Annotated in this window: 12 protein-coding genes and 1 other RNA gene; 3 read left to right on the forward strand and 10 right to left on the reverse strand. The window is 38.8% G+C overall.

All coding sequences use genetic code 11. The features are described 5' to 3' along the window. Positions 1 to 5 precede the first annotated feature (5 nt). The gene (nirB, locus tag ACIQYG_RS21200) at positions 6 to 2,420 is read right to left on the reverse strand and encodes a nitrite reductase large subunit NirB (RefSeq protein ID WP_402842089.1); all 2,415 of its coding nucleotides are present in this window, start codon (positions 2,418 to 2,420) and stop codon (positions 6 to 8) included. 195 nt (positions 2,421 to 2,615) lie between these two features. Between nirB (ACIQYG_RS21200) and ACIQYG_RS21205 the strand changes: the two genes are divergently transcribed. Then, complete coding sequence (locus ACIQYG_RS21205) at positions 2,616 to 2,951, forward strand: MerR family transcriptional regulator (RefSeq protein WP_309476950.1); 336 nt, start codon at positions 2,616 to 2,618, stop codon at positions 2,949 to 2,951. A 174-nt stretch (positions 2,952 to 3,125) separates the two neighbouring features. Here ACIQYG_RS21205 and cobA read toward each other — a convergent pair whose 3' ends face one another. The 4 genes from cobA to ACIQYG_RS21225 all read right to left on the reverse strand — a co-directional run bounded on the left by cobA (position 3,126) and on the right by ACIQYG_RS21225 (position 9,860). Beyond that, on the reverse strand, positions 3,126 to 3,896 hold the full coding sequence (cobA, locus tag ACIQYG_RS21210) for a uroporphyrinogen-III C-methyltransferase (protein ID WP_402842092.1): 771 nt from the start codon (positions 3,894 to 3,896) through the stop codon (positions 3,126 to 3,128). Positions 3,897 to 4,024: 128 nt separating this feature from the next. After that, positions 4,025 to 6,175: an assimilatory nitrate reductase catalytic subunit NasC gene (gene nasC, locus ACIQYG_RS21215; RefSeq protein ID WP_402842094.1), complete on the reverse strand. Its 2,151-nt coding sequence runs from the start codon at positions 6,173 to 6,175 to the stop codon at positions 4,025 to 4,027. 61 nt (positions 6,176 to 6,236) lie between these two features. Continuing rightward, a complete protein-coding gene (nirB, locus tag ACIQYG_RS21220; protein WP_402842097.1) occupies positions 6,237 to 8,603 on the reverse strand; it encodes a nitrite reductase large subunit NirB in 2,367 nt (788 codons plus the stop codon). Between the two features lie 51 nt (positions 8,604 to 8,654). Then, a complete protein-coding gene (locus ACIQYG_RS21225) occupies positions 8,655 to 9,860 on the reverse strand; it encodes a nitrate/nitrite transporter (RefSeq protein ID WP_402842099.1) in 1,206 nt (401 codons plus the stop codon). A gap of 950 nt (positions 9,861 to 10,810) precedes the next feature. On the opposite strand from ACIQYG_RS21225, the gene ACIQYG_RS21230 reads away from it, so the two are divergent. Beyond that, positions 10,811 to 11,353: a ribonuclease H-like YkuK family protein gene (locus ACIQYG_RS21230; protein ID WP_402842102.1), complete on the forward strand. Its 543-nt coding sequence runs from the start codon at positions 10,811 to 10,813 to the stop codon at positions 11,351 to 11,353. 150 nt (positions 11,354 to 11,503) lie between these two features. On the opposite strand, the gene ssrS is transcribed toward ACIQYG_RS21230, so the two are convergent. The 5 genes from ssrS to ACIQYG_RS21255 all read right to left on the reverse strand — a co-directional run bounded on the left by ssrS (position 11,504) and on the right by ACIQYG_RS21255 (position 16,474). After that, a non-coding RNA gene (gene ssrS / locus ACIQYG_RS21235) (6S RNA) lies at positions 11,504 to 11,690 on the reverse strand. Positions 11,691 to 11,812: 122 nt separating this feature from the next. Continuing rightward, positions 11,813 to 13,315 carry a UDP-N-acetylmuramoyl-L-alanyl-D-glutamate--2,6-diaminopimelate ligase gene (locus ACIQYG_RS21240; RefSeq protein WP_402842105.1) on the reverse strand — a complete coding sequence of 501 codons (1,503 nt, stop codon included), beginning with the start codon at positions 13,313 to 13,315 and terminating at the stop codon, positions 11,813 to 11,815. A 173-nt stretch (positions 13,316 to 13,488) separates the two neighbouring features. Beyond that, positions 13,489 to 14,697, reverse strand: coding sequence for an MFS transporter (locus tag ACIQYG_RS21245; RefSeq protein WP_402842167.1), 1,209 nt, complete (start codon positions 14,695 to 14,697; stop codon positions 13,489 to 13,491). A gap of 471 nt (positions 14,698 to 15,168) precedes the next feature. Then, positions 15,169 to 16,050, reverse strand: coding sequence for a mechanosensitive ion channel family protein (locus ACIQYG_RS21250; RefSeq protein WP_402842107.1), 882 nt, complete (start codon positions 16,048 to 16,050; stop codon positions 15,169 to 15,171). A gap of 22 nt (positions 16,051 to 16,072) precedes the next feature. Further along, a complete protein-coding gene (locus tag ACIQYG_RS21255) occupies positions 16,073 to 16,474 on the reverse strand; it encodes a sporulation protein (RefSeq protein WP_402842109.1) in 402 nt (133 codons plus the stop codon). Between the two features lie 659 nt (positions 16,475 to 17,133). Here ACIQYG_RS21255 and ACIQYG_RS21260 point away from each other — a divergent pair. Further along, entirely contained in the window at positions 17,134 to 17,667 is a 534-nt protein-coding gene (locus ACIQYG_RS21260; protein WP_402842111.1) for an IseA DL-endopeptidase inhibitor family protein, read from the forward strand. Positions 17,668 to 17,814 lie beyond the last annotated feature (147 nt).

Below are 17,814 nucleotides of genomic sequence, written 5' to 3' on the forward strand. Positions count from 1 at the left end.
CATATTCATTTATTTGATATAGCCGGAATTTTCACTTTTTGAAATAAACCGGTTTGGATCGCATTGCTCTCAATGATTTCTTTCCACGGTTCTTGCAATACGGATAAGGCTTCATCCAAGCGTCGGTTAAGCTCCATCCTTTTTTGCTTATCGTCAATAATCGCCTTAATGGTATCGAACCCTACACGCTCAACCCAGACAGACGTTCTCTCTAAATAATTGGCAGTCTCTCGATAATGTTGGATGTATGCACCAGTTATTTCAATTACCTCATCACTTGTTTTCACTTTACAAAATAATTCAGCAGCTCGTAAATGGGTACCGCCATTGCCGCCAATATAAATTTCCCAAGCACCGTCAACACCGACAACACCAAGATCTTTGATACCGGATTCAGCACAATTACGAGGACATGCCGACACAGCCATCTTCACCTTATGCGGTGTGCCTACACGTTCAAATTTCTTTTCCAGGGCAATGCCCAGCCCAATTGAATCTTGTGTGCCAAAGCGGCAAAAGTTTTCACCGACACATGTTTTCACAGTTCGAAGCGTTTTTCCATACGCATATCCAGAAGGCATATCCAGGTCGGCCCATACGCTTGGAAGGTCTTCTTTTTCAACGCCGAACATATCTATTCTTTGACCGCCTGTAACCTTAAGTAACTTAACATTATACTTATCGGCAACATTTGCTATTTTCCGTAATTGCTCGGGATTAGTGACACCGCCATACATTCTTGGCACAACGGAAAATGTACCATCCTTTTGAATATTTGCATGTAGCCTTTCATTGACATAGCGGGATTCTTTTTCATCTTCATATTCAACAGGATGGATCATGCCTAAGTAATAGTTCAATGCTGGTTTACACTTCGAGCATCCATCACTTGTATTCCAGCCGAGAACATTCATGACTTCCCGAGTATGGGTCAGGTTTTTTTCGCGTATTTCAGCAACAACCTCATCTCTTGATAAAGTGGTGCACGTACATATGGATTCCTTTTGGTTTGACTTACTGAAATCATCCCCTAATGTCAGCTCGAGAATATCACCGACTAACGGTTTACAACCCCCGCATGATCTCGAAGCACTTGTGCAGCCTTTTACTTCCTCAATGCTTGTTAAACCATTAGATTCGATAGCCGTCACAATATCACCCTTCGTTACACCATTACAACCACAGATGATTTCTTCATGTGACATCGACGTGACAAGACTAACACTGGTTTCACTTGCTCCAGCATTTAAATATTCGGAAACGTCAGCATTTTTATTGATCAAGCTCAATAGGGTATTGCTTTCTTTTGTATCCCCGAATAATACCGCACCAGAAATTTTTCCATTTCGAATCATTACTTTTTTGTAAGTACCATTCCATTCATTAAATTCCTTGATTGATTTGGCTTGTTCATCCTCGAAAATTTCTCCAGCCGAAAATACATCAACACCAGATATTTTCAGCTTAGTAGACAGCACTGAACCCTCGTAAGTTTTTCCTTCCAGCCCGCAAATCCTTTTGGCTAAAACTTTGCCCTGTTCATATAGGGGAGCGACCAAACCATACACCATCTCACGGTGTTCCGCGCATTCACCAACCGCAAAAATATTCGGGATCCTTGTCTCCAAATAATCATTCACGATAATTCCTCGATTGACTGGGATGCCGGAATTTTGGGCCATTGCAACATTTGGCTTAATCCCAACTGCCATGACCACTAAATCAGCGCTGATTTCCTCGCCATCACTAAAGCGTAATCCTTTGACGTCAATTTCACCTAAAACCTCCTGAGTTTGTTTCCCAAGATAAAAATTCATTCCCTGGCTTTCAAGTTCCCTTTGCAGCATTTTTCCTGCTGCTGGATCTAACTGCCTATCCATCAAATATTCCGAAAGGTGAATTACATCTACCTGCATACCTAGATTCAAAAGCCCTCTTGCTGCTTCAAGCCCCAATAATCCTCCACCAATGACTGCAGCTTTTTTATTGCTTTTGGAATATTCAATCATCTTTTCGCAATCTTCAATATTTCGAAAGGCTGTCACTCCTTTTTTATCAGCCCCCTTTATCGGTAGAATGAAAGGGAGTGATCCGGTAGCTAAAATTAATTGATCATATTCGATTTCACGATTAGTGTCTGAGTAAATGATTTGCTTTGTGGTGTCAATGTTCGTGACCGTTTCACCTGAAAAAAGTGTAATATTGTTCTCTTTGTACCAGTTCCAATCATTTATTGTAATATCATCTATCGTCGTAGCACCTTGCAATACATTCGATAGTTGGATTCGATCATAATTCGGATGTGGCTCACTTCCGAAGACAGTCACCTCAAACCCTTCTGGTTGAATTTTCAAAATTTCTTCTATACATCTTACTCCAGCCATACCATTCCCAATGAGCGCCAATTTCTGCTTAGCCATTTTTTGTCCTCCAGTAAGATTTTTTTGAAAGGATTATGTATTTGATTATAGGAGAGGTCACTTTTTATAACAACAAGTGTGTTATATAATCTTACATGGTTTTTAAAAATTAATAATTAATGTTAGTTTTTGTTACAAATATTCAGAAAATTAGGATATAATATCCTTATTGATCCAGCATAAATCAAAAATGAGGTGATTTTCATCGTCCAGCAAAAAGAATCTTATATAGACAGAAAAGTAATTTCAATAGGAGTGGTCAGAGAATTAACAGGACTATCCGATAGACAAATTCGGTATTATGAAGAAAGAAAACTAGTTTTTCCCGAAAGGTCTAAGGGTGGAAATCGTAAATACTCTTTTTCCGACGTCAAGGCATTAGTGGAAATCGCTGATAAAATAGAGGATGGGGTGCAAACCAATGAAATTAGACAGGAAAAGTTAAAAGAGAACAGAAAAATTGAACAGGAAAAAATGCGAAAAAAAATGCTGCAGGGCCAATTAAATGCACACTTTGGCCTACGTAATTGATTTTCGCCATGTACCCGGGATTATTAGCCTTTCAATGTCATATTTCAGTCGTGACAAAATTTCCACTTGCCTTTTTATAATTGCTGTTAACTTTTTTAAACTGGACATGATGACTTTCATGTCCAGTTTTCCATTTTCATTACAGTGAAAGTTTTCTAGCTAATCATTCCTTTTCTAAGCGAACTCCTTTTCCTTTGTCTTCTCTGAAAACCATGATAATTTCTCCGATAAATTCACGACTTCTCCTATTACAATCATGGCGGGATTGGCAACCTGCTCCCTTCTAATAATCGCCACTATTGAATCAATTGTTCCTGTAATAGTTCGTTGAAAACCGGTCGTTCCTTGTTCGATGACTGCAATGGCAGTTTCAGGCTTCATTCCGCAGGAGCGTAATTGTTTACAGATATAAGGAAGGTTTTTCATTCCCATATAAATAACAATGGTGTCAACACCATGTGTCAAATGATGCCAGTTGATGTTATCAGGTTTGCCGGTCGCGCAGTGTCCTGTGACAATTGCGAAGGAACTCCCCCATTCCCTGTGAGTCAGGGGAATTCCAGCATAAGCTGGCGCAGCGATTCCAGATGTGATTCCAGGGACTATTTCAAATTGAATTCCGTGCTTTGCTAGCACTTCAGCTTCCTCACCGCCACGACCAAAGATGAAAGGATCTCCCCCTTTTAGACGAACAATCGTTTTTCTCTCCATTGATTTACTTATTAACAATTGATGAATGTCCTCTTGAGGGACACAATGTATACCAGGCGCTTTACCGCAATAAACGTATTCAGCTTCAGTTTTACCGTATAAAAGCATTTCACGATTTACCAATCGATCATACAAGATGACATCCGCTTCCGCGATGCATTTGATTGCCTTGACAGTAATTAAGTCCGGATCACCAGGTCCGGCACCAACAATATAGACCTTACCTTTTTCCATCCTTTACCCCCTTTTGTTGTTTAGTCATGTAAACTCTCATTTGATATGGAATACTGTGTGATAAGGCTCCAGTATTCGATTATGATTAAACCAAAAAAAATTATGATGAACTGGAAGTAAACCTCCCCTTAATGAGACGTTAACTCTAATATAGGATGTACTTTTACAGCACTGACCTTAAAGCCAGGCATTTTGCATGTCGGGTCTAAATCCTGTGAAACGAGGCGATTGACATTTTGGGAGTCTGCCCAATGAAAAGGAACGAATATAGTATCATGGCGAATGGTTGCTGACCATTTGCTTCTTACAACAATACCTCCGCGTCTTGATTCAATTTTCACCAAAGTATTGTCTGGAATATGATATTTCTTTGCTGTTTCCGGATGGATTTCCATATATGATTCAAAATTTCTTGCAGCTAATGATGAGCTTTTTCTCGTTTGTACTCCTGTTAAATAATGTGACATGATTCTTCCTGTAGTTAAATAAAGTGGAAAATCCGTACATGGCTGTTCTTTTGGAACAAGAGGCACATTATTAACCACAACCATGGCCGCCTTTCCATCCGGGTGGGCAAAAGACGTTTCGAATAACCTTTTTGTCCCTTTATGGTCAATGGTTGGGCATGGCCACAAAATGCCTCCTTCTTTTCTTAATCGATCATACGTTATACCATAATAATCAGCGGTTCCCCCGCGGCTTGCCACTCTTAGTTCTTCAAAAATCTCATTTGCGGATTGAAAGGGAAAATACTCCCCTTTTCCAAGAGCTTTTGCTATATCACAAATGATTTGCCAATCATGCTTCACTTCCCCAGGTGATGAAAAACTTGCTTCCCGCAACGTTACCCGTCCTTCTAAATTCGTCATCGTTCCTTCATCCTCTAAGTAAGACGAAGTAGGTAAAATCAAATCAGCCAATCTAGCAGTTTCAGAAACGAACATGTCTACCGCGACAAGAAACTTTAATTTTTTCAAAGCCTTTTTGACAAAGTTAGCATTTGGATTGGAAACAATCGGATTGGAACACATTAAAAACATGCCGGTAATTTCACCTTCATTTATCTTCTGTATCATTTCGTATGCCGAGACACCTTTACGTGGCAAATCAGCCTCATCGATTCCCCATAATCTTGCAATATGTAATCTATGTTCCTCATTTTCAATCATGCGATAGCCCGGCAGCTGGTCTGCCTTTTGGCCATGCTCTCTTGCTCCCTGCCCATTCCCCTGCCCAGTAATAGCTCCATAGCCCGAATTCACTTTACCGATTTTCCCTGTAACAATAAGAATATTAAGAAAATTTCGGACGGCAGCTGAACCATCTGTTTGCTGCTCAACGCCCCTAGCTGTAAAAATCATTCCTGATTCTTCTTTACCGAACATTACAGCCGCTTTTTGAATTTGGTCGCTAGGAACCCCTGTCATTTCCGCAATTTCCTCTAATTTTAATGATGTAACATACTCTTTTACTTCGGTGTAGCCATTTGCACGCTCGCGGACAAATGCTTCATCAGTAAAATCCTCTTCAATGATCACTTTCAATAATCCGTTTGCCAAGGCGGCATCCATCCCTGGTTTTACTTTTAGATGTAAATCGGCCATTTTCGTTGTTGCTGTTTCCCGGGGATCTACAGCAATAATATATGCTCCATTTTGTTTTGCCTTCTCAAAATACGGCATGATTGTCGGCTGGCATTCAGCAATATTCGTGCCCGCCAAAATAATGCACTTTGTGAACGGAACCTCTGATAAGCTGTTGGTTAGGCCCCTGTCCATACCAAATGTTTGGCTTGCCGCCGAGGCTGCTGCAGACATGCACAAACGGCCATTATAATCTATATACTTTGTTTTTAATGCCACTCTTGCAAATTTCCCAAGCAAATATGCTTCTTCATTTGAAATGGATGCACTCCCATATACAGATAATGCATTTACACCATCTTCCGCTTGAATTTTACTGAAATTGTCCTTAATGTGGCTTAATGCTTCCTCCCATGATATTCGAACGAATTCACCATTTTTTTTCAATAATGGGTATTTAATTCGATCTTTATGCAAAGCGTGTTGGTGTGCATTCATTCCTTTAATGCATAAGCGCCCCTCTGAGGTTGGATTATCTTTTCCAACCGTCGTATACTTTCTTCTTGTCACTATTGTTTGTTCCAACAGCTGCATCTTACATTGCATGCTGCAAAATGGACATTGTGAATCATATCGTTTTTCTGATTGGACCTCTTGTTGCTTCGTGCGGAAGTACTTTAATAATAATTCAGTCAAGGCTCCTCACCCTTTCTTATGGATTTCTTTGTTTTTTCATGGGGTACATACATTTATCCGTTTATCTAGGTCTTACATCATAAAGTTCCACTTGTTCATTCCCTAATCTACCCAGTTCCAATCGTTGAGATAGTTGCCGATTAAGTTCACTATCAAACAATACTTCTCTAACATGAATTAAACCCACTCGTTCAATCCATTGCCAAGTCCGTTCTAAGTAGTTGGCTGTTTCCCGATAATATTGAATAAAGCCGATGATGATTTCAATTGCTTCTTCATTTGTCCCGGCTACACATAATAGTTCACCGGCACGTACATTACGACCGCTGCTTCCGCCCACATATATTTCCCAACCCCTGTCAATGCCCATAACACCTATATCTTTCGTTGTTGATCCTGCACCGTTATGCATACAAGCAGATATGCCCAACTTTATACGGTATGGTGTTGATACTTGCTCCAATCTTTTTTCCAGATCTACAGCAAGTAATAGTGATTGCTGTTTATCACAAGAGCAAACATGTTCACCTATACATGTTTTGACGTTTTGAACGGTGTTACCATATTTCGAACTTAACGGCATATCTAAATCGGCCCACACACCTGGGAGATCTTCTTTTTTCACCCCCATTAAATGAATCCTTTGTTCACTTGTTACCGCAACCTGAGATATATCATATTTATCTGCAACATTTGCAATTTTTCGCAAGTCTTTTGCATTCGTCATCCCGCCGTACATTTGCGGGATGACAGAGTATCGGTTATCACTTTGAACTGTTGCATTCTTTTTTTCGTTTATGAAAAGGGTTTGCTGTCTGATCTCGTACTCCGGATGAATCATCCCTAAATAATAGCTCAGTGCAGGCCTGCAAGTTGAACAACCTTCTGTATTTTCCCATTCAAGGACATCCATCGCTTCTTGGACAGTTGTTACGTCTTGGAGCTGCATTTTATACACGACTTCATCTTCCGTTAATGTCGTACAGGAGCAAAATGCAGTTTGTTTCTCATCCTGAGTAGAAAGATTACTTTGAATATAGTTCAAAAGCTCGGTCACTGCCGGCTTACATCCGCCGCACGAACCGGAAGCCTTTGTGCATTGTTTAACTTGTTCCGTTGTTGTTAATCCCTTATTTTGAACCGCTTCAATGATTGCCCCCTTTGAAACAGCATTACAATTGCAAATGATTTCATGATTTGCCATCGAAGCGATCAATCCCTCAGCCGTACTTGGTGATTGGAACAAATCACGCTTTTCCTCTGAGGATACTTCTTCCCGCTTTAAAATCTTATCGAGTAATCTTGAGCTGTTGTTTGTATCTCCATACAGCACAGCACCTATGATTTTTCTTCCTTGAAAAACCACCTTTTTATAAACACTATCCAATTCATCAAAAGTTGTAATAGATTTCGTTGTTCCATCACCAAGGAAATCTCCAACAGAAAATAACTCAACTCCTGATATTTTCAGCTGGGTCGAAAGGACTGAGCCTTGGTATCCGTTGCATTTCATCTTACAAATATGCTTTGCCAGCACTTCACCTTGTTCATATAGAGGTTTAACCAGTCCATAAACAATTCCTTGATGTTCAGCACATTCACCAACTGCATAAATATTTGGGACGCTGGTTTCCAAATAGTCGTTTACAATAATCGCACGATTTGTATCAATTCCGCTTTCTTTGGCCAACTGAATATTCGGTCTGACTCCAGCAGCCATAACGACTAAATCTGCTTCCAGCTCCGTTCCATCTTTAAAACGGACGCGCTCTACACGCTCGGTACCGATTAACTCCTGTGTTTCTTTTTTTAAAAGAAAGTTCATTCCCTGGTTTTCCAACTCTTTTTGCAGCAAAAGCGATGCCGTTGAATCAAGCTGCCTTTCCATTAAATAGTCAGCAATATGAACGACATGCACTTCCATACCAAGGTTTAACAGCCCTCTCGCTGCTTCTAAACCTAACAAACCTCCTCCGATGACGACTGCTTTTTTATGTTTGCGTGAAGTTTCAATCATCTTTTGGCAATCTTCAATCGTCCGAAATGCAATGACACCTTCTTTATCAACACCTGTAACAGGAAGAATAAACGGAACAGAACCTGTGGCAATTATCAGCTTATCGTAGTAAACTTCCCGTTCTTTGTCTGTTATTATCTTCCTGGTCTCTTTATTGATTTTTATAACCGTTTCCCCTGTGAACAATTGGATATTATTCTTTGTATACCAGTTTCGGTCATTTATCGTAATATCTTCAAAAGAGGTGTTGCCTTGAAGCACAGTCGACAATAAGATTCGATTATAGTTAACGTGTGGTTCACTTCCGAAAATAGTAATCTCAAATGCAGTCGGATCCTTACTTATAATCGACTCAACACAGCGTAGTCCCGCCATTCCGTTCCCTACTAAAACCAGTTTTTGTTTATACATTTTATCCCCCCAAACAAGTACTGTAACAAGCCAAACTAAGTAAAAAAAGTTCTAGATCTTAACTGAATTCTTTCCGAGTACCCACGTTTTTCTCCATGAAAGCTGGGCTAGGCCCAGGATAAGCAACGCCACGATTCCAACTGCGGAAAATACTAAAAATCCTGTAGCATATGTGCCAGTAATCTGTTTCAACGTACCTAGTATGTTTGGAACCAAGAATCCGCCAACACCTCCGGCAGCTCCTACAATCCCTGTGATAAAACCTATTTCTTTAGAAAACCGCTGTGGAACTAACTGAAAGACAGCTCCGTTACCCATACCGAGAAATAGCATTCCGATGAACAGAAGGATCGTAACGGCAGTAAGAGAAAAAAGAAAACTAATTCCAAACATACATATTGTGAGTCCGATAAATAAAAACATAAGCAGTTTAACTCCACCTATTTTATCGGCAATAAATCCTCCGACGGGACGAAAGAAACTTCCTGCGATGACACATAATGTAACAAATTCCCCTGCCCTTATTCGTGTTAACCCATACTCATCAACAAAAAAGATGCTTAAAAAGCTAGTAAACCCAACAAAGCCCCCAAAAGTCACACTGTAAAGAATACAGAAATACCAAGTGTCCGTTATTTTAAATACGTTGAAATACTCCTTGAGTGGTTTTGCCGGCGGTTGAGATGGCGCGTCTTTTGCGATGAAAATATAAATGATAAACACGATGGTTAAAGGAATCAAAGCTAATCCCATAACATTATGCCAGCCAAGAGATTCAGCAATACGGGGTCCGAACAATGTCGCAAAAAGAGTTCCGCTGTTACCGGCACCTGCAATGCCCATCGCAAGACCCTGCAAATGCGGGGGATACCAGCGACTAGCCATCGGAAGTGCTGCAGCAAAACTTGCACCTGCCACTCCTAGCAAAATTCCAATTAAATAAAGCTCTGCTAAACTTTCTCCGAATAACCATCCCCAAAAAAGCGGAATCATCGTAACAAGCATCCCGCCGATCGCGGTTTTCCGCGGGCCGATACGATCAGTCAAAAAACCAAGGACGATTCGAAAAAACGAACCTCCCAAAATCGGAATAGCCACAATCAAGCCTTTTTCAGCCGGGGAAAGTCCGAAATCCTTTGTAATATAGACACCGAGCGCACCTAATAATACCCAAATCATAAAACTGATATCAAAATAAAGGAATGAAGCTAATAATGACGGAGCATGACCGCTTTTTTTCAATTCAGATATTTTCATTTTTCATCTCTCCAATACTTTATTAATTGAATATTCGTTTATTTTACTCTTATAAAAGTAAGATTTCTTTGTTTATGTAAGAAAACATCACACACTTTTTTTATAAGTTATTAAATGTGAATCCTTTAAAGTAGTCATTGGACAAAATTTAATAAATTCATTTCCTTTTTCTTATATAAATCGAATGATATTGTGGTTTACTTAGGTGATGTAAAATTACAAGCTTGTTTAACTTTTCAGTTATGGCAGGAGAAATTCAAAAAGATAACACCCATAACATTTTGGAAAAGATTCTCCATACAAAAAAAGAGAAGCCTAATGCTTAAGCTTCTCTTCCAGACTGTAGATAAACCTGACAATAATTAGTTCGTTTACAGTTTTAATATTTGTCCGTTAATTTCCACTCCAGGCACTCTCTTTCCGCGGGCGGTCCGGGGCCCGCGGCGCCATTGTACCTGCGGGGTCTCGAACATTCGCTTCAATCAACTTCTTTTTAACATTAGGCTGTTTTCACATACTTTGTTGCTATTTACCAAGTAGTGCGGTGTGGTTGTTTTCCCCTTTAGATGCTCGCTTTCCGCGGGGCGGGAGGTGAGCCTCCTCGGCGTAAACGCCTGTGGGGTCTCACCTGTCCCGCTGCTCCCGCAGGAATCTCACACTTCCGCTCCAATCAACCTTAAATAGTTTCGTTTTAAAAACAACAATCTTTACGAAAAGAGCCTAACATTAAAATAGAACTCCTTTTGAATACAGTCTTTTTTGTTTAAAATAGAAGAAATAAAACTTGAGGTGATATCTATTCAGCGAGATCACCTTTAAATGATGACTGCCTCTTCTTGCGGGTTCTTCCCACGGCACGAAACAAGGACCTCCTTCATATGATGTGTTATGAACGGCCATGAGATATTTATTAATTTGATTATATCCGGGGAAAGGTTGGGTGCAATAATATGAAGCAATATCCATTTCAGAACATCCCGTTTCAAAACCTTCAGAAAAAAAATATGTCATTTGAAGAGGTATTCGTTCATATTGTTGAGTTTATGGAATTAAATCCTTCCGGTAACTATCAATTAATGGTCGGGACAGATTCGCAAGTACATAAAAAACATACGGTCTTTATTACAGGTATCGTGATACGGCAGGTCGGAAATGGTGTATGGGGTTGTATAAGAAAAGTGATGATTCCTAGAAGGATGCTGCATTTACATGAACGTATTTCTCAAGAGTTGTCGTTAACAGAGGAAATCGTATCGCTGTTTACGGAAGAAAGAAAAAATCAGTTAATCGATATAGTCCTGCCTGCTGTATATCAAGGGGCAACGTTCACAATGGAAGGGCACATTGATATCGGGATTGGAAAGCGAAACAAAACCAGTGAGTTTGTAAAAGAAATGGTAGCCAGGATGGAATCCATGGGGGTGGAACCAAAAATCAAACCCGATGCTTTCGTCGCTTCAAGTTATGCCAACCGGTATACAAAACAAGAGTAATGTTTTACAAAACATGTAATTAGCCAATGGAATCAAAACTGGACTTTTTAAGCTGATAGAACAAAATGGTCTGGAGATTTTCAGACTGCAAAGCAAGTACATACATGCAAAAAACCGGCCTCAGACCGAGACCGGCTTCAACATTTTAAGATATGAGCCGCGATTGCCGTATTCAGTAAGAAAGTTTTAAACCACCACTCCTCAAAGTGGGTGTTTGCAGAAAAAATCCTGTTGTCCAAGTCAGTGACGAGGCATAACATTCCTGTTTCAATATAAAACTCCCTATTACAGCTTAAAGGTTAAAACTTTATTATCATTACGAACAGTGCAGCTTGTATTGTTATGATACCTGAAATCCTCAAATGTTACAATGTTAATAATCACCATATAATAACCTATGGTTTACTAGGTAAATTAACGCCGAATCAGTCCTTTATAATAGCATTCATTAGAATCAAACTATTGATCAAAATAACCGATAAAATCCCCTTTGTCCTTATTTTGCAGATATAATACCGTTTCTTTGTCAGAAATGGTAGGCAGTCCGAATTTTTGATCATACCTTTCAATTCCTTTACCTGTAATGATAATCCAATCCCCTTCCATACCTGCTTGTAACGCCTCCTTGATAGCAAAGGTGCGATCAGGAATAACCTTCCCATTTCCAGCAGAGTAATCGCTAAGCAGTTTATTTAGATTGGATTCCATCACCTCAATTCCCTCCGAATTCAGATCATCCATTGTTAAAATCGAAACATCACTATGTTCCGATGATACTTTAACCATTTCCGCCCTTTTGGTTGTATCTCGTCCACCCCGAAAACCAAAGATATGATAAATCTTTTTGGCCCCGCACTCTTTGGCAGTTTGAAGCATGTGATGAATGGCATCTGCAGTATGTGCATAATCGATGACTATAGTCGGCCCAAATTCTTTCTTATATATTTCAAACCTTCCTGGCACACCGGAAAATCGTTTCAGTGAAGTGAGAATTTCCTTTTTTGAAATTGGAAACATCTTCGCTACGGAATACGCAGCTGTTGCGTTATATAAATTATGAAGTCCAGGTAAAGGTAACTCAATTTTCACAAAGTCATGATTCTCATTCAATAAAATAAAGGGGTTCGTTGCAGTATTATAATTGGTGATGGCTAAATCGCAGCGATTGGATTTTCCAAAAACAAAGGCACTGACATTCTTCTCCCATAGGTATTCTTGTAATTTTCCGCCCCAGAAATCATCTCCATTAATAATCGCAAGGCCATTAGGTTTCAATTTTTCAAAAAGCAGTAATTTTGCAAGGAAATAATCCTCCATCGTACCATGAAAGTCGAGATGGTCATGATACAAATTCGTGAAGACACAGAAATCAAATTCAATTCCTTCTAAACGGTATTGAGCTAATCCATGTGAAGACACTTCCATTATGACAACCATGTCCCTACTTGCAGCCAACATCGAATTCAATTCCATGGTACCTGGAGTCGTATTATGGGAATCGACTTTGTTTCCATTGATGATATGCTGTATCGTACCAATGACTGAACAGGTTACCCCATTCTCTTCTAAGATTTGCTGAAGCATATAGCTAGTTGTGGTTTTTCCATTTGTGCCCGTAATTCCTATCATTATTTTTTGATTGCTGGGATCTCCATAAAACCTTTTGGCGATTTGCCCTAATGCTTTACGGCTGTTTTCCACTTTTATATAAGGAACTTCCAATCCCTTAATATCGCGATTGCCAATCACAGCTGATGCCCCTAAGCGAATTGCATCATTGATGTAATTATGGCCATCGGACTTATATCCGGTTACGGCAACAAAAAGGAATCCCTTTTTTATTTCTTTAGAGTTATCGGTTACACCTGTGACGGATATATGTTCAACGTCCTTCGGCAAATCCCCGTTTATTGCTTCTTTCAATATGTCTTTAAGGATCATTAACTTTTCTCCTTTTTTCATGTAAGCTATTCACCTGATTTTTTTAGTATTAACCAGTACTCCCAAAATAATTGTCAATCCAGAATTTGTTAGTTGTAATGACAGTAAGAGGAAAAAAGAAAGAAAAGCAGCCAAAATTGGCTGCTTTTCTTATGGCTATAGCTGTATTTGGGTGTTGGCACACCGCAAGATACTTATGATTGAATTTCCAGAGGTTTTGTTTCGCCCTTCTGATTGTACAACGGCAAAATGAAAAACATTCCTATAATAAAAAAGAAAGCGGCGGTTTCAAATATGGCGACGAGTGAAAATTGCTCTTTCAGCACGCCTGCCGCACTCATGGTCAACACCATCGATCCAGTGAATAATGGGCTTAAGATTCCATTGACCCTTCCGATGAATTCGCCCTCGGTCCTCTGCAATATCAATGTATTGATCCCGATTTGGATACAAGGAAGCATTAGCCCGTTAAAGAACTCGGCGGTAAGTGTTATCCAAAGATTTGTTGAAAGCCCCATAACCGCCAATCCAATGGCATTCACAAGCATTCCGAAAGCTAATAATCTTTGAGGTGCCACCTTTTTGGCAAAAATCATTACACCGGCTCCACCTATAATCATACCAAACCCATTCACCATAAATAACCATTGCAGATTTTCCTTAGGCAATTCCAGTTGTTCTGTAACAAGGAATATCGAGAGCGGCTGAATGAAACCCAGTCCGAGTCCAGCTGCCAGAAAACATAAACCAAGCAAACTTAGTTCTTTTTTTCGCAAAACGTAGCTCACACCGCTTTTCATTTCCTGCCATAACGTTGTTTTTGCTGTCCCCTCATTCAGTTTGCGATCTTTCGGAAGAAAGGCGAGTGCGCCAGCTGAAAGTAGAAACGCCAGGCCAGTAATCGCAATCGAGATGTTTATCCCGAAAGATTGGAAGGCAAATGTACCGAGAATCGGACCTAAAACCATAAATACTGCGAAGACAGTCTGATAAACGGACATCCCTGTCTGGATTTGACTTTCTGGCAAATGCATCTTAAATAGCTTCATGCCCGATGGCTGAGAAAATTGAGAAAGTATCGCCGAAATTAAAGTTGCGAAGAATACCATTTTCCAACTGCCGAAGATTAGCGAGATAAGCACAGCAAACACGGATATTGCACTTAAAATATCACACCAAACCATCGTTTTTTTCGGACTCCAGCGGTCAGCAAAAGTCCCTCCAATAAATGAAAAAATAAAAATGGGTGCGAATTCTGCTACTGATATCATGGAAATGGCAAAGGCATCTCCATTTGTCTTCTCCATGACGAATAACAAAACGGCAAAATTCCGTACCCATATCCCTATTTGTAAAAACAACCCTGATAAGATAATGGCCCGAAATACTCGATTTTTAAAAATGTTAGGTTCCTTATTATTTAATGTTTCAGATGTGTTATTCGTCAATATAAAAACCTCCTGTGAATTATCTGGACAGGAGGCAGTACAATACAAATTTAAAAAGGCAAAATATCCCTAATCGAAGGAACACAATGATCTTTGTTTGTATTTTAATGTACAGACTAATCCTATCCAGAAAAAAATTCGTTATAAGCACGCATTTTTCCTTGAAAAATAGGATTAAATGATCATTGTTTAAAGGTCACCCTTCCATTTTTTGTTATTTCCATAATAATTTATTTAATCTGATAAATCAAGGGAGAAATTAATAAAATAAAACTATTTTTCGTGATGAGTTTGTTCAATTTTCTTATATAAAAAAGGACTTCCTTTAAAAGAAAGCCCTTAAATATCCTTAAGCTCCAATGGACTGTCGCTGAATATAGCTTCTGCCCTTGTTACCGATTATCCCAAGCAAATGTAATCTTCTTTTCAGTTCTCAAATAAACGTTCTTGATTAGGATTTCCCTGTACAAGCAAATGGGAAGATGGCATTAGAATTTTATGCTCATGCAAAGCAGTCATCATTTCAAACCTTACGCATCTCGATGTTTCAAAGTAATCATCAGGTTTCACAAGTCCCACTATGCATAGTTCATATCCAACATATTTTAGATTCGGATTTAAATCCGTAATGCCTATGTATCTAAAATCCTCTTCAGGTGTACCATCTTCTAGCCGTAGAAGGCTTTCACCATACTTATCATTACAGATAATACATATATCCTCCAACAGCCGTTTTACCTTTTCAGGGTTTTCTTGGTAACTTACTGTAATGCGTTCAATGATTCGCATCCTCCCTTTATTAAAATTTTGAATCGTCCTGATTTCACTGTGTGGGATGGTCAGCAATTTTCCTGACCATTCCCTGATCTGCATGAACCGGATTCCAATTTCCTCAATCGTCCCGGAACTTGTCCCATTAAAGGTCACAAAATTCCCAACCCGGAATTCGTTATCTGACAGCCTTACAAATCCTAATAAGATATCCTTAAGCATTTGCTGAGCCGCAAATCCGATCACGACGCCTAAAATACCAGCTCCAGCTAAAATTCCTTTTAGGTCGATAAACTGTCCGATCAAATATATAAGGAAAAGCCCGGAAATACCGTACCTAAGAGAAGAACGAGTAACCCCCTGTATTGTTTTTTCGACTTCTTCGTCGAAAAAATTGGATCGTTTAAAGAACCATTCAACCAGTTTATTCAAAATGTAATAAACCGCCAATAGCAGTAAAGCCAATATGAAAAGCCTCAATACTAAAAATTCTTCCAAATAATCCATAGCCCGTTCTGTAAATTCCAATACATTCATGTTCCCACCTCCATTTTCACGTTTATTCAGAATCGATTAAAATCCAGTCATCATCCTTGCCTATTATCCCTTTATCAAGGATTAGTCTCGTTTTAAGACGATAGGAAACCCCTCGCTTATATGGCTCATTCAATATAGGCAGACAAAAGTTGAAAGGAATTTCATTGATTTCCCCTGAATTTATTTCCCTTGAAGACAAAATGGTGCTCGTTTTAAGGATCTCTTCCATTCCCGTAGAATGAGTATCCATGATCAAATCACATTCAATCCTCCTTATTCTTTGCGCAAGAGTACCACCCTTAATCAAAAAATATCCGTTTATGCATTCACCAGATTTATACGTATTTTTCGGAAGGATTAAATCTATTTGTGCAGAACCTATCCCTAAAAGTAACAAAGATTTTCTAAGTATCAAAGAATACACTCCATTTTTATTTTTATTTGTTTTTCTATTAAAACCACATGTTTATACATTTCCTTAGGGCTGCATAATCCGGACTACAAAAAAACCTTTACCATTTTGGTAAAGGTTTACTAAAAGAAAATAGACCTTTACCAATAGGTAAGGTCTGGCTAACAACAATATGCTGCCAACAACACCGAGAGCAAAGAGCTCCGTAATGACGATATTGTTGTAAAAGCTACTCCCCTTTGGAGAATGTATTCAAGTATATAATTTATAATACGGTAGAATTAGAAAGTTTGTCAAACCTTTATATTTTATTATTTTCGGGCTCTGCCCGGGAAAATCGAGTTCTTTGTACATATCTGGATATTAAAGAAAATATAATGAATTAACTTGTCCGGTTATTGAAAGAATGAACTGCTAGGTTTTAAAAAGGCCAGTTGGTGGAATAGGAAGGATGTAACAGCTCCTTCTATTTAACAATCGCCGAACGCTCCTTTCAAAAATAATAAAGTGAACAAACTATGAATATTTAATAAAACCTAAAATTATATTTAAAAATTAACAAGTTTTCTCTTTTACTTATGCTGAACATGTTGTAATATAAATGTAACAATCGTAATATTAATTAAATTTTCGTTACATAAGTATCCTATTAGGGATTGGAGAGATAAGATATGAAAAAATTCTTAGGTATGCTATTATCCATTATCATTTTATTTTTCACATTAAGTGGTCAGGTTACCGCAAAAACGACATCACAGAATTTGTCTGACGCAAATGCATTAAAGATAGCCGATAATGCCAGCAAACATTTTTGGAATGCTTTACATGGGTACAAAACCCATTCATGTTCACAAAAAACTTTTAATTATAAAGGGACAGAGTATTCATACCTTTGCCAAGAGTTTAATACAAAAGATAAATTGACTACCTACTTAGCAGAGACATTTACTAATAATGCAGTTGAAAAAGGGCTGACTAAATATAATTACATTACCCATAAAGGGAAATTAGCCCGTCCAGTCGGAGACGGCTATAGCATGTTAGAGTGGAAAAAAGCAAAAATTAAATTGGTCTATCAAAAACTGAACGTTAGGTCATACAATTTAACTGTACCTACAGTCGATGGTGAATCAGTAAAAAGAACGGTCACCTTTTATAAGGCCGGATCTACTTGGAAAGTCAATCAGTTCGATGCAGTTCAATAAAACATTGGTTTAAATGTAACGCCTCATTTGCTGTATAGTTAGTTAAAAACTATATGACATATGAGGTGTTTTTTTTGCTTTCAGACTTGTATCAGCTTACCTTTCACAAAACATTCAAACAAAAAAACACAGCTAGGATGCTGTGCC

The organism is Peribacillus sp. NPDC096622, assembly GCF_044762665.1.
Lineage (GTDB): Bacteria > Bacillota > Bacilli > Bacillales > DSM-1321 > Peribacillus > Peribacillus frigoritolerans_B.

What these genes read in the sequence shown, in the direction of transcription:
- nirB (WP_402842089.1), bottom strand. Translation starts at nt 2,420, where the DNA reads ATGGCTAAGCAGAAATTGGCGCTCATTGGGAATGGTATGGCTGGAGTA.
- cobA (WP_402842092.1), bottom strand. Translation starts at nt 3,896, where the DNA reads ATGGAAAAAGGTAAGGTCTATATTGTTGGTGCCGGACCTGGTGATCCG.
- nirB (WP_402842097.1), bottom strand. Translation starts at nt 8,603, where the DNA reads ATGTATAAACAAAAACTGGTTTTAGTAGGGAACGGAATGGCGGGACTA.
- ACIQYG_RS21225 (WP_402842099.1), bottom strand. Translation starts at nt 9,860, where the DNA reads ATGAAAATATCTGAATTGAAAAAAAGCGGTCATGCTCCGTCATTATTA.
- ACIQYG_RS21230 (WP_402842102.1), top strand. Translation starts at nt 10,811, where the DNA reads ATGAAGCAATATCCATTTCAGAACATCCCGTTTCAAAACCTTCAGAAA.
- ACIQYG_RS21240 (WP_402842105.1), bottom strand. Translation starts at nt 13,315, where the DNA reads ATGAAAAAAGGAGAAAAGTTAATGATCCTTAAAGACATATTGAAAGAA.
- ACIQYG_RS21250 (WP_402842107.1), bottom strand. Translation starts at nt 16,050, where the DNA reads ATGAATGTATTGGAATTTACAGAACGGGCTATGGATTATTTGGAAGAA.
- ACIQYG_RS21260 (WP_402842111.1), top strand. Translation starts at nt 17,134, where the DNA reads ATGAAAAAATTCTTAGGTATGCTATTATCCATTATCATTTTATTTTTC.